Here is a 14,017-nt window from a genome sequence, read left to right on the forward strand (position 1 = left end):
TGTAATTGGATTGTCTGGTTCGTTTTAGAACCTGACAGCCAAACGTGCTTTCGCTACTTTTGGATATGGAATGGAAACTTCCTTTTTACGCGTTTTTATAGTCATGGAGAGTTTGATTGTTTCTCCATCGAAATCCAGAAGATCACCTTCAAAGGACTTCAAGCCGTCGATAGGTTCATACGTTTTAATGTTGACATATTTACCGACCGATTTCTCGATGTCTTCCTTCTTCTTTAGAGGGCGCTCAGCACCAGGAGAGGAAACTTCCAGGAAATAGTTATGAGGAATAGGATCTAGTTCATCAAGCTTTTCACTTAACTTTTCACTTACCGTTCCGCAATCCTCGATGTCGATACCGCCTTCTTTATCGACGAATACACGTAAAAACCAAGAGGACCCTTCTTTTACATATTCAATATCCACTAATTCTACATTCATTTCTTTTACGATGGGAAGAGCAAGTTCTTCCACCGTTTCTGTAACATTTTTGCTCATCATTTTCCTCCTTCGCAAACGCGAGACGATGTGTTTAAAATCTGAACAAAAAGACCCTGCCAATAAGCAGGGAATCATAAACAAGCAAGCTTATGTAAAGCTGATACGAAAATCTAACGTTCCCTTTTTTCTCATTGTCATGAAAAAACAAGGTGGCCAGAAAAAATGGGAATACAATACGAAAGAGTGGGTTTCCCCACTCTCTGCTAATTACCTGTATATAGCATTTCCAATGTAAATATATCATATCCGTATGAAATATGCAAATCTTTCTAGTGTTTTCAGGGGTTCACGAGGGTTTCAGCACTCAACTCCCTGTTTCCTTTCGTTGCAGATGTTCGCTTTCCTAGGGGCGGTGCTTGAGCCTCCTCGCTGCGCTGCGGGGTCTCAAGCTACCGCTATCTCCCTCAGGAGTCTCACATCTTCCACTTCAGTCAACAGGGTGGATACAACGGACCAGACATTTTCCATGAACATTAGAATAGGGATAGTTGGTTTTGGTCTGGTAGACCTGTTAGGCAGCCGTGGTTATCTAGGTACTCTAAAATTGTTTTGGAGATTCTTCCTCTTTGTTGCAGGTCTTCTTTGGATAAGAACTCTCCATCTGCTCTAGAATTTACGATGTTGATTGCTGCGTTTGTCCCAAGTCCCGGTATGGAGTTGAATGGCGGGATAAGGGAATCACCCTCTATTAAGAAATCAGTGGCACTTGATTTATATAAGTCCACTTTTTTGAACGAGAACCCTCTTTCACTCATCTCTAATGCCAGTTCCATTACTGTAAGTAATGACTTTTCTTTCGGTGAAGCTTCTAGGCCCTTTGCGTTGATTTCTTCTACAACCTTTCGGATGGCTGCAGAACCTTTAACCATTGTATCGATATCAAAGTCATCTGCGCGAACGGTAAAGTACGCTGCATAGTACATCAATGGGAAATGCACTTTGAAATATGCGATACGAACGGCCATAAGCACGTAAGCCGCGGCATGGGCTTTAGGGAACATATATTTTATTTTTAAACAGGAGTCGATATACCATGCCGGTACATCGTTCTTGATCATTTCCTCTTTAAACTCATCAGACAGACCTTTTCCTTTACGAACTGATTCCATGATCTTAAAGGCCATAGAAGGGTCGAGTCCTTTATAGATAAGATAAACCATGATGTCATCACGACAACCGATCACTTCACTTAATGTACAAGTCTTGTTGTGAATAAGCTCTTGTGCATTGCCAAGCCAAACGTCGGTGCCGTGAGATAATCCGGAAATCTGTACTAATTCAGAGAAAGTTGACGGTTTTGTATCTTCAAGCATCTGTCTAACAAACCTTGTACCAAACTCCGGAATCCCGAGGGTTCCTGTTTTACACATGATTTGTTCTTCGGTCACGCCAAGCGACTCCGTACCGCTGAATATCTTCATCACATAAGGATCATCTGTCGGAATGGTCTTTGGGTCAATTCCACTAAGGTCCTGAAGCATCCTGATTACGGTCGGGTCATCGTGTCCAAGGATATCAAGCTTTAGCAAGTTATCATGAATGGAGTGGAAATCAAAATGTGTTGTTTTCCATTCTGATGACTGATCATCCGCTGGATATTGGATTGGGGAGAAATCGAAAATATCCATATAATCGGGAACAACGATAATTCCTCCTGGATGCTGTCCTGTCGATCTTCTAACCCCTGTACACCCTGCTGAGAGTCTGTCCACTTCGGCTCCACGCAATATTAAATTCCTGTCATTCGCATAACCTTTTACATACCCATAGGCGGTTTTGTCTGCTACTGTACCAATGGTTCCCGCCCTGAATACATAATCTTCTCCAAACAGCACCTTTGTATAGTTATGGGCTCTTGGCTGATATTCACCTGAGAAGTTCAAATCGATATCTGGTACCTTATCTCCTTTAAAACCAAGGAAAGTTTCGAATGGGATATCATGGCCGTCCTTCGTGAATGCCTCGCCACAATCCGGACAATCTTTATCTGGCAGGTCAAATCCGGAGCCTACTGATCCGTCATCAAAGAACTCAGACTTTTTACATGACGGGCACACATAATGCGGAGGCAATGGATTTACCTCAGTGATCTCAGTCATGGTGGCCACAAAGGACGACCCAACAGAACCACGTGAACCTACGAGGTATCCATCGTCTAGAGACTTTTTCACGAGCTTTTGGGAAATCAAATAGATTACTGCGAAGCCATGACCGATAATACTTTTTAATTCCTTTTCAATCCGCTTCTCTACAATCTCCGGTAGATCATCGCCGTAGATGCTTCTTGCCCTGGAATAACTCATCTCCCGGATTTCTTCATCTGCACCTTCGATTTTTGGAGTGTAGAGGTCATCTTTGATTGGTTTAATTTCTTCAATCATACCCGCAACCTTTTGGGTATTGGTTACAACGATTTCTTTTGCTTTTTCTTCGCCAAGGAAAGAGAAGGCTGCAAGCATTTCATCTGTTGTTTTAAAGTGAACATCCGGCAATTGATGCCTGTTCAACGGGTTGGCACCTGATTGTGAACGAACCAAAATCTCTCGGTGAATTTTATCCGTTTCTTTTAAGTAATGTACATTACCGGTTGCCACAACAGGTTTTTCGAGTTTTTCACCAAGTTTGACAATGTTGGTGATGATCTCTTTTAGCGCTTTTTCATCTCGAACTAATTCCAGCTCCAATAAATGTGCATAATTGCTTGGTGGCTGAACCTCGATATAGTCATAGAATTCGGCTATCCCTTCTACTTCATCTGGGGATTTTTGCATCATACCCTCAAACACTTCGCCCTTGTCACAAGCAGTACCGACAATTATACCTTCCCGCAGCTTTTGTAGCTGTGATCTTGGAATACGAGGAACACGGAAAAAGTAGTTCATATGTGAAATGGAAACAATTTTAAATATGTTTTTCAACCCTATTTCATTAACGGCTAGTAGCGTAACATGAGAAGGTCTTGCCCGTTTGTAGGCATCTGTTGTACCGGAATGCTCATTTAATTCGTCATGGAATGTTATCCCTTTTTCGAACGCATCTTTTAGCATCTTAACAAGCAAATAGCCTGTTGCTTCTGCATCATAAATTGCACGGTGATGCTGTGTTAATTCAATATCAAACTTTTTACATAACGTATTCAAACGGTGATTTTTTAACGACGGGAATAGAAGGCGTCCCAATTCCAATGTGTCAATGACAGGGTTCTTTGCCTTTCCTAACCCTATACGTTGGAATCCTATATTCAAAAAGCCCATATCAAAACTTGCATTATGTGCTACTAAAATATCATCTTGCATCCATTCGGAAAATTGTTTCAACACATCTCCTACTTCAGGTGCATTCTGTACCATATCGTCGGTAATGCCTGTCAAATTTATAGTAGTAGCCGAGAGTGGGTGATGAGGGTTGGCAAAAGATTCAAATCGATCAATAATCTCCCCGCCTTTCACTTTCACAGCCGCAAGCTCGATTATCGTATCATACATAGCAGATAACCCTGTCGTTTCCACATCAAAGACCACGTAGGTTTCTTCTGCAAGATTTCGATGTGCAGGGTTATAGGCAATTGGTACACCATCGTCAACAAGGTTGACCTCAAGCCCATACAAAATTTTCACACCATTCTTTTTACCTGCAGCATATGCTTCTGGGTATGCTTGGGCAACAGCGTGGTCGGTAACTGCAATGGCTTCATGACCCCATTTTTTCGCTTGCGCCACTAAAGAAGAAATGGAGCTCACGGCGTCCATCGTACTCATCGGGGTATGCAGATGTAATTCCACCCTTTTTTCCCCTTCTGGTGCAGTATCCAGCACTTCTTTTCCATGAAATTCATTAATATCATTAGCCATCATCACAAGGTCACGGACAAATGTATCATTTTGGATGCTTCCTCTTACTTTCAGCCACATACCCTTTTTGACTGCTTGTAATAAAGGTACATCTTCTTTATCACGGGAGAACATCTTCACCATGATGGAATTTGTGTAGTCAGTAATCTTAAAAGTTAGAAGTGTTCTTCCGCTGCGAAGCTCTTTTGTCTCCGCATCGAATACATACCCCTGAACGGCAACACGTCTTTCCTCTTCCACAATTTCCGCCAATGTTTTGATTTCTGCATCGTCTTTAATGGTGTAACCTATCATCACCGGCCCACTAACGGAACCTTCATCTTTAGAGGATTCTTTTTTCTGCATTTCTGTTACAGCAGCCAAGGCTTTTTGTTTATCTTCTTGTTGTTTTTGTTCCACAAACTGCTGATATTCTTCCTCAGAATGTGAAAGGGTTGTGTCTAAGATAAAGGTAGGAAAGCCAAAACCTTCATATATAGAGCATATGGTTGAACTCAGCTTTTTCTTAACAGCAATTGCTTCCGCTTCATTTCTTGCTTTGAGCATAAACTTGTTGCCTTGCAGGGAAGGTGTTTGCCCGTTTAGTAACATCATGAGCGGTGGAGAACCACCTTGTAACTCTTTTAAGCATATTGGCCAATAGTCGGCTATATAAGAATCTTCAAAAGAACGGTTCTGAGCCGCTACAGTGAAGGATACATTTGCAATGTGTGCAAAGCTTTTAGTCAGTTTATCGTAAAAGAGCATATACACTTTTGCTGGGAGGATGTTTTCTAAAACAAAATGAAAGTGCCATCGTTTTGTTGTTTTTTCTACTGTTAGTTTTTCTATTCCAGCTTCTGCAAAGTAAGGAAAAATATCATCACTTGTCAATTCGAGCTGTTGAAGCAATAACCGGAATCTATCTTTTTTTTCTTGAGACATCTGGTCAAGCAAAGTCCTGTCCCCTTTCCCTTGCATAGTTGATCATCGATGTTTAAAGATCATCGATGTTTAATAATCTATTTTCGACATAATGGAAGGTACCGCCAGGATGGGGTACCTTCTTTTAATATGCATTTCTATTGTACTATATTTTAACGGAGTTTTTGTATTAATTCTTCCACAGACAGTTCTTCCATGTCGCCTGTTTCTCTCCACTTGACTTCAACGATTCTTTCCTCCGCTTTTTTACCAACTGTTACACGTACAGGTAGTCCAATTAAATCAGCGTCAGCAAATTTCACACCTGGACGTTCTTGGCGATCATCCATCAGAACAGCTAAACCTGAATTTTTTAATTCAGAGTAGATTTCTTCTGCCAAGGAAGCTTGTGCTTCATTTTTGATATTTACAGGAATGACGTGAACATCAAATGGGGTTACCGCTTTTGGCCAAACGATTCCGTTTTCATCATGGTATTGTTCCACGATCGCAGCAAGTACACGGGAAACACCAATACCATAACAACCCATAATCATTGGTTGGTTTCTTCCATTTTCATCAAGGAAGTTTGCTCCCATTGCTTCACTGTAACGTGTACCAAGTTTGAAGATATGACCTACCTCAATACCTTTTGCGAATTTAATGACACCTTGACCATCAGGAGAAAGATCTCCTTCCTCGATGAAGCGCAAGTCAGTGTATTGCGCGTTAAAGTCTCTGGATGGATTAACGTTGATGTTATGAATCCCTTCCTCATTGGCACCTGTTACAGCATTGACTAGATACTCAACAGCTGTATCTGCAATGATTTCAACAGAATCAGGTACTCCTATTGGACCTAATGAGCCAACTGAACAGCCCATTACCTTTTGAACTTCTTCAGCTGTTGCAGTCTCAACGACAGATGCCTGGTAGAAGTTTTTGACTTTCACATCATTAATTTCGTGATCTCCTCTTGCTAAAACAAGAACATATTTATCATCTACTTTAAAGACGATGGATTTAATCAAGTCGGATTTCTCCATTTGCAAGAAGCTTGCCACTTCATCTATTGTCTTTTGGTCAGGTGTATTCACCTTTTCCATTTCACGTGCTGCTTCCGATTTCTTTTCATAATTAGCAACGACCGGAGCCATTTCAATATTCGCCGCAAAGGAGGATTCAGTAGAATAAGCAATGGTGTCTTCACCGATATCAGATAGGACCATAAACTCATGAGTATCCTTACCGCCCATTGCTCCTGAATCTGCAATTACCGCACGGAAGTTCAGTCCAAGCCTTGTAAAAATGTTGGAGTACGCTGTGAACATTTTTTCGTATGTCTCATCTAGTGATTCTGCATTTGCATGGAACGAATACGCATCCTTCATGAGGAATTCGCGTCCTCTTAATAGACCAAAGCGCGGGCGTTTTTCGTCACGGAATTTTGTCTGAATTTGATATAGAGATAATGGTAGCTTCTTATAAGACTTAACTTCATCTCTTACAAGTGTGGTGATTACTTCTTCATGAGTTGCACCAAGGGCGAATTCTCGATTATGACGGTCGTTTAGTCTCATCAGCTCTGGACCGTAAGAGTACCATCTTCCCGATTCTTTCCATAGTTCGGCAGCTTGCATTGCCGGCATAAGCAGTTCCACTGCACCTGCGTTTTCCATTTCTTCTCTGACAACGTCTTCTACTTTTTTTAGCACTTTTTTCCCTAGTGGCAGAAAGCTGTAGATGCCGCTTGTGTTTTGGCGAATATAGCCTGCTCTTAGCAGTAGTTGGTGGCTTTTGACTTCAGCGTCTGCCGGGACTTCTCTTAGTGTTGGAATTAGCATGTTACTTTGTTTCATATCTACACCCCATAACCATTTCTATAAAATTTATGTAAATTGCAATTTTCCCCTGATGACTGAAGTGCAAGGTGTGAGACTCCTGCGGGGGAGTAACGGTAGGTTGAGACCCCTGAAGCGTTGTGAGGAGGCTCAAGCACCGTCCCGAGGAAAGCGAACACCTGGAACGGAAGTCATCAGGGAGTTGAAAAAGAAAACTTGCATCACATTTCATGATGCAAGTCCATGTGCTTCTATTTCTATATTTTACAGGAAGAATTTCTGAATGTCATTCCATGTTACAACAAGCATCAACAGCATTAACAATGCAAAGCCGATAAAGTGGACAAGTCCTTCTTTATGTCGGTCAACTGGCTTTCCTCTTACTGCTTCTGCTGCGAAGAACATCAATCTTCCACCATCCAGTGCCGGAATTGGTAGGAGATTGATAATACCTAAGTTGATACTAAGGACCGCAGCCCATCTCATCAATAGGAATACGCCGGATTCTGCCACAACTTCCGTTGATTTATAAATCCCAACAGGACCTGACAGCATGTCTAGGGAGAATTGACCAGTGATTAATTTACCTAACCCTACCACTATCTCTTTTGACCAGTTATACGTCTCAGAGGCGGCTTTAGGGAAAGAGCCCCAGAAAGACTGTTCCATCGGCATGTAAACACCGATAATTCCGCGAGTTTCACCTTCAATAGTTTCTGCTTTAGGGGTTATCGCAATCGTCTCGGATTGTCCACCTCTTTCAATCAAGAAATCAAGTTCCTCACCAGGATTTACTTGAATGATTTTCACTACCTCTTCCCAGGTCGAAACTTCTGTATCGTTAATGGCAACCACTTTATCACCTTGTTGCAAACCAGCAGCCTGTGCAGCTCCATCCGGAGTCAATTCTCCGATAACAGATTCGTTGATAGGGTAACCTTGTACCATTCCAAGGAATGTGAAGATGAAAAAGGCTAGTACAAAGTTCATCATAGGGCCAGCAAATATTGCCATCGTACGTTGACCAAGTGTCTTTGATCCAAATTGTCTGTTATAAGGAGCGTTTTGAATTTCTTGCCCGTCCATAACAAAGTACGATTCTTCACTCACCTTAAACTCTTTCAAAACTTCCTCTTCATTCATTTCATATCCTCTAATGACAAGTTCCTTCTCGAGGTCTGCATATTCAACCTCGATGACTTTTGCATCAGGGTGTTTATCTTTATTATTGACTACTACTTTGTTGACTTCTTCTTTAGCGTTAAACAGGAGGCCAATATGATAGCCTGGTTTGATTTCAATGGTTTCAGGATCTTCCCCAGCCATACGGACAAAACCTCCTATAGGAAGAAGTCTTATCGTATAGACAGTTTCATTTTTCTTGAAAGAAAACACTTTGGGACCAAACCCAATTGCAAATTCTCTACAAAGTATACCGGCTCTTTTGGCGAATACTAGATGTCCAAGTTCATGGACAAAAACAAGTACTCCAAAAATGATAATAAACGCGATTACAGTATTCACTAGATTTCCACCTCTAATCTATTAGTGAACGAACAAAATTTCTAGTTTCCAAATCCACTTCCCTAATCGTCTCTAGATCAGGATTTAGTTGAAAGGAATGCTTGGACATAGCCTTTTCGATAAATGTTTCTATGGCTAAGAATTCAATTTTCCCATTTAGAAAAGCATCAACAGCAACCTCATTTGCTGCATTTAACACAGTTGGCATGGTACCTCCTGCTTTTCCTGCATCAAAGGCATACTGTAAACAGCGGAAACGGTCAAAATCCATTTTTTCGAAATGTAGCTTACCCATTTCCATAAAGTTCAATCTTATACCTGTTGGATGTGGCAATCTATCCGGATATGTTAGTGCATACTGGATGGGAACTCTCATATCTGGTGTTCCGAGCTGGGCAATGATACTGGTATCATGAAACTCCACCATGGAATGAATGACGCTTTCCCTATGCAAAACCACTTGTATGTCGTCATAAGGGATATTAAACAGCCAATGAGCTTCTATTACTTCCAATCCCTTGTTCATCATGGTAGCCGAATCAATGGTTATTTTTGCACCCATCGACCAGTTTGGATGATTGAGTGCATCTTCTCTTGTTACACCTTCAAGCTGTTGTCTCGTACGGTCGCGAAAGCTTCCTCCTGATGCTGTAAGTATGATGGTTTCGATATTTTTTTCCTTTTCCCCTTGAAGACACTGGTAAATTGCTGAATGCTCACTGTCCACAGGAAGGATCGGCACCTGATGCTTCCTGGCTGCCTCCATCACGATATGACCAGCTGTCACGAGAGTTTCCTTGTTAGCGAGTGCAATCACCTTCTTATGTTCGATGGCATGCAGGGTGGGAACAAGTCCAACGCTTCCCATCACAGCATTAACCAACACATCGACTTCTTTGAGGGTAGCCACTTCAATTAAGCCTTCTTCTCCATAAACAAAGCGGGTGTCTGTCGAAGCAAATTGACTCTTCAGCGTTTCACAATCTTCTTTTGATTGTACGGAAACGACATGTGGTGAAAATTCTTGAATCAATTCTTGTGCGACTCTAACATTACCACCTACACTAAAAGCCAGTAAATGAAATTGATCATTATGCTGTCTTATTACTTCTATAGTTTGTAATCCTATTGAGCCTGATGCTCCCAATAAACTTATTTTCCTCACCAACACTCACCTCTCCAAAACCTTCTCTAATGTGTCAGAAAAGAAAGATATGTATAAAATGCAATAACGGCAATACAAAAAGAAGGCTGTCAAAGCGATCTAATATTCCACCATGACCAGGTAAAATAGAACCTGAATCTTTAATTTTGTAATGCCTTTTCAGAGCAGATTCCACCAAATCGCCAATTTGTCCAAAAATGGATAAAAGGCTAGCAATAATAATGGTGATAAAAAGCGAGTGATCGAAATCAACAACAAAGTGGAAAATTAATGCCAGAACAATCGCACAAATAACTCCACCAAGTGAACCTTCTACTGTTTTATTAGGACTAATCTCTGGCCACAATTTGGTTTTCCCCATTGATTTTCCAATAAAGTATGCTCCAGAATCTGTCGTCCATATTACGAATAATGCAAAAAACACGAACGCTAATGCTAGTTCTCTAATTTCAATGAAATAATAAAAGCCTAATCCAACATAGATGGTCGAAATTAATAAAAATCCGACATCATCGAATGTGAACCTATTCTTAGAAAGAACCGTGTACGATAATAGCAATAGGGCAATAAGCAGGATGAAATCCATTTTTGTGAGTATCAGCGAATCTGCCTCAAACATGTTTGAAGGTATCATCAAAAACCATAGAAGGAACAATGACAACACTCCAGGTACACTTGCCATAGACATACGCTTCATTCTCATCGCTTCAAATAGTCCGACTGTTGCAAGAAAATAGATAAATGCAACAAATGGAAGCTTTCCGTAAATAACGATTGGTAAAAAAACTGCGGCTGCAATGACAGCCGTTATAATTCTTTGTTTCATTGTATGTCCAACACCTTCTTATATACCACCAAATCTTCTCCCGCGCATTTGAAAACTATTAATTGCCTCATATAAATCGTTTTCTTCAAAGTCAGGCCATAGTACATCAGTAAAATAAAATTCTGCATACGCCAATTGCCATAGCATAAAATTGCTTAATCGTATTTCACCGCTAGTACGTATTAAAAGATCAGGATCCGGTAATAAATTGCTGAAAAGATATTCTGAGAACATCTCTTCTGTTAATTGATCGGTTGTAAGTGCATTATCCTTGATATCAGCAGCTACATTCTTTACAGCACGAAGGATTTCATCGCGTCCCCCATAATTTAATGCAAAGTTAAGAATAAGTCCAGTGTTATCCTTCGTCTTCTCCATTGCATTGTTAACAGCTCTAAGCGTATGTTCTGGTAGATCGGACTTATTCCCCATAAGCCGAACTTGTACATTCTCTTCCATTAATTCAGGAAGAAATGTACCGAGGAACTCTTCTGGCAGTTTCATCAGAAAATCGACTTCCAGTTTCGGTCTCTTCCAATTTTCAGTTGAGAATGCATACATAGTCAGAACTTTTACTCCCAGGCTATTTGCAGCCTTGGTGATTTTTCTTACCGTCTTCATTCCTTCATGATGTCCGGCTATTCTAGGCATAGCACGCTTTTTGGCCCATCTTCCATTGCCGTCCATGATAATGGCGATATGCTCTGGAATGGGATGATTCATTATTTCTTCTTTTAAGCTAAGCGATTTAGAGGTTTCTTTGCCTCTCCACTCTTGTATTTTCTTCAGCATAAAAATCCTCCATTAAAAATAAACAGACGTACCTATAGGGGTCTATCCATTTATAGTAACAGTATTAACAAAAAAACCCCCTGTAAACATTAGAGGGTCTTTCCATCTTTCTATTTTACATGTAAATCGCTTATACTTCCATGATTTCTTTTTCTTTTTCTTTTGTAACGGTATCAACCTTCGCAATGAACGCGTCAGTCTGCTTTTGGATGTCATCCGTATAGCCGCGTAACTCGTCTTCCGTGATTTCCCCGTTCTTTTCTAGTTTCTTCAAATCATCATTTCCATCACGGCGAATATTGCGGATTCCCACTTTCGCTTCTTCAGAAATTTTCTTAATTTGTTTTACTAGTTCTTTACGGCGCTCTTCTGTCAATGCAGGAATAGAAATACGGATTACTGTACCATCATTTGATGGGTTTAATCCAAGGTCTGCTTTGATGATCGCTTTTTCAATATCACCCAATGATGTTTTATCATAAGGTTGTACCACAAGAAGTCTTGCTTCAGGTACATTTAAAGAAGCCAATTGGTTGACTGGAGTTGGTGCCCCGTAGTAGTCAACTGTTACTTTATCTAAAAGTGCTGCACTTGCACGTCCAGCACGAATCGTTGCCAATTCTCTGGAGTAAGCTTGTACCGCTTTTTCCATTCTGTCTTTTGTTTGAGTAATAACTTGATTTGCCATAATTATTTCCCCCTCACAATCGTTCCGATATTTTCACCTAACACTACGCGCTTAATGTTTCCTTCTTCCATGATGGAGAAAACGATAATAGGGATATCATTGTCCATACATAAGGAAGATGCAGTAGAGTCCATTACAGCTAATCCTTCACGTAATACATCTAGGTAAGATAATGTATCATACTTAGTTGCAGTAGCATCGATAGTTGGATCTGCACTGTATACTCCATCCACATTGTTCTTTGCCATCAAGATGACATCTGCTTCGATTTCCGCTGCACGCAATGCTGCAGTAGTATCTGTGGAGAAGTATGGGTTCCCTGTACCAGCTGCGAAGATGACTACACGTTTTTTCTCTAAGTGGCGAATCGCTTTTCTTCTAATGTAAGGTTCAGCAACCTGGCGCATTTCAATCGATGTTTGAACTCGTGTTTGTACACCGGAGTTTTCTAGGCTATCTTGAAGTGCTAAGGAGTTCATAACAGTTGCAAGCATGCCCATATAGTCTGCTGATGCACGGTCCATGCCCATTTCGCTGCCTACTTTTCCTCTCCAGATGTTTCCGCCGCCTACGACAACTGCGACTTCTACGCCTAGTTCGGTTAGTTCTTTTACTTGTTGGGATACGGATTTGATGACGGTTGGGTTGATGCCGAAGCCTTGTTCACCGGCAAGTGCTTCTCCGCTTAGTTTTAGTACGATACGTTGAAATTTAGCTTGAGCCATAGTAACCTCCATTAATAAAAGGGTTGAGATTTTCTTTTACTCCTGTTTCCTTCCGTTCCAGGTGTTCGCTTTCCGAGGGGCGGTGCTTGAGCCTCCTCACTTCGGAGTCTCACACCTTGCACTACAGTCAACAGGGAAATAGGTCTGAGATATTCAGCCTATCCTTTTAAAAAGAGGAACACATATTGTGTTCCCCTCTTATATATGTTGTTACTCTTATTTTTTAACTTGGCTCATTACTTCTTCAGCAAAGTTGTCTTGGCGTTTTTCGATTCCTTCTCCAACTTCATAACGGATGAAAGATTTTACAGTAGCGCCTTTGCTTTCTACGAATTGACGAACTTTCATGTCAGGGTTCTTAACGAAAGATTGGTCAAGTAGGCAGATATCTTCGAAGTATTTTCCAAGACGGCCTTCTACCATTTTAGCTACGATGTTTTCTGGCTTACCTTCGTTTAGAGCTTGTTCAGTTAATACTTTACGCTCGCGGTCTGCTTCTTCTTGAGAAACTTCGTCACGAGTGATGTATTTAGGGTTGATTGCAGCGATGTGCATAGCAACGTCTTTTGCAGCTGCTTCATCAGTAGTACCTTCAAGAAGAGTCAATACTCCGATGCGTCCGCCCATGTGCAAGTATGCACCGAATGCGTCTGCGTCAGTTTTTGTAACGATCGTGTAACGACGAAGAGTCAATTTCTCACCAATTTTAGCAATTGCAGAGTTGATGTGCTCAGAAACTGCAACACCGTTGTCCATTTTTGCTTCAAGAGCAACTTCTACAGACTCAGGCTTGTTGGAGATAAGGAATTCACCTAATTCGTTTACAAGCGTTTTGAAGCCTTCGTTTTTCGCAACGAAATCAGTCTCGGAGTTTACTTCAAGGATTACCGCTTCATTTCCTTTTGTTACGATAGCAGTAAGACCTTCAGCAGCGATACGATCTGTTTTCTTTGCAGCTTTAGCAATCCCTTTTTCACGCAAGAAATCGATTGCTTTTTCCATGTCTCCGTTTGTTTCCGTTAACGCTTTTTTGCAATCCATCATGCCAGCGCCAGTTTTTTCACGTAATTCTTTTACCATTTGAGCAGTAACAGCCATTGTTCATTTCCTCCTTAGAATATGTAAATATTTTTTATTAAGATTGTCATATTTTCCAAAAAAAAGTGATAAAAGGCTTTCCCCTCTTATCACCTTTTTCTTAAAT

Annotated in this window: 10 protein-coding genes; all 10 read right to left on the reverse strand. The window is 40.9% G+C overall.

The features are described from left to right. Nucleotides 1-24 precede the first annotated feature (24 nt). On the reverse strand, nucleotides 25-495 hold the full coding sequence (gene rimP / locus M313_RS0105830) for a ribosome maturation factor RimP (RefSeq protein WP_010193320.1): 471 nt from the start codon (nucleotides 493-495) through the stop codon (nucleotides 25-27). A 476-nt stretch (nucleotides 496-971) separates the two neighbouring features. Further along, a complete protein-coding gene (locus M313_RS0105840; protein ID WP_029326362.1) occupies nucleotides 972-5,273 on the reverse strand; it encodes a PolC-type DNA polymerase III in 4,302 nt (1,433 codons plus the stop codon). A 152-nt stretch (nucleotides 5,274-5,425) separates the two neighbouring features. Further along, nucleotides 5,426-7,111 (reverse strand): proline--tRNA ligase, encoded by a 1,686-nt coding sequence (locus M313_RS0105845; RefSeq protein ID WP_010193326.1) that lies wholly within the window; start codon nucleotides 7,109-7,111, stop codon nucleotides 5,426-5,428. Between the two features lie 246 nt (nucleotides 7,112-7,357). Further along, the gene (gene rseP, locus M313_RS0105850) at nucleotides 7,358-8,617 is read right to left on the reverse strand and encodes an RIP metalloprotease RseP (RefSeq protein ID WP_010193328.1); all 1,260 of its coding nucleotides are present in this window, start codon (nucleotides 8,615-8,617) and stop codon (nucleotides 7,358-7,360) included. 13 nt (nucleotides 8,618-8,630) lie between these two features. Next, the gene (gene dxr, locus M313_RS0105855) at nucleotides 8,631-9,782 is read right to left on the reverse strand and encodes a 1-deoxy-D-xylulose-5-phosphate reductoisomerase (protein WP_010193331.1); all 1,152 of its coding nucleotides are present in this window, start codon (nucleotides 9,780-9,782) and stop codon (nucleotides 8,631-8,633) included. Between the two features lie 34 nt (nucleotides 9,783-9,816). Next, complete coding sequence (locus tag M313_RS0105860) at nucleotides 9,817-10,608, reverse strand: phosphatidate cytidylyltransferase (RefSeq protein ID WP_010193332.1); 792 nt, start codon at nucleotides 10,606-10,608, stop codon at nucleotides 9,817-9,819. Nucleotides 10,609-10,626: 18 nt separating this feature from the next. Continuing rightward, nucleotides 10,627-11,400: an undecaprenyl pyrophosphate synthase gene (uppS, locus tag M313_RS0105865; protein WP_010193334.1), complete on the reverse strand. Its 774-nt coding sequence runs from the start codon at nucleotides 11,398-11,400 to the stop codon at nucleotides 10,627-10,629. A 130-nt stretch (nucleotides 11,401-11,530) separates the two neighbouring features. After that, nucleotides 11,531-12,088 (reverse strand): ribosome recycling factor, encoded by a 558-nt coding sequence (gene frr / locus M313_RS0105870; RefSeq protein WP_010193337.1) that lies wholly within the window; start codon nucleotides 12,086-12,088, stop codon nucleotides 11,531-11,533. 2 nt (nucleotides 12,089-12,090) lie between these two features. Continuing rightward, entirely contained in the window at nucleotides 12,091-12,813 is a 723-nt protein-coding gene (gene pyrH, locus M313_RS0105875) for a UMP kinase (RefSeq protein ID WP_010193338.1), read from the reverse strand. Between the two features lie 216 nt (nucleotides 12,814-13,029). Beyond that, nucleotides 13,030-13,911, reverse strand: a complete 882-nt coding sequence (gene tsf, locus M313_RS0105880) for a translation elongation factor Ts (RefSeq protein ID WP_010193340.1) — start codon at nucleotides 13,909-13,911, stop codon at nucleotides 13,030-13,032. Between the last annotated feature and the right edge of the window lie 106 nt (nucleotides 13,912-14,017).

Origin of the sequence: Bacillus sp. m3-13, from assembly GCF_000175075.1 — a bacterium.
GTDB classification, from domain to species: Bacteria; Bacillota; Bacilli; order Bacillales; family Bacillaceae_I; genus Sutcliffiella_A; species Sutcliffiella_A horikoshii_C.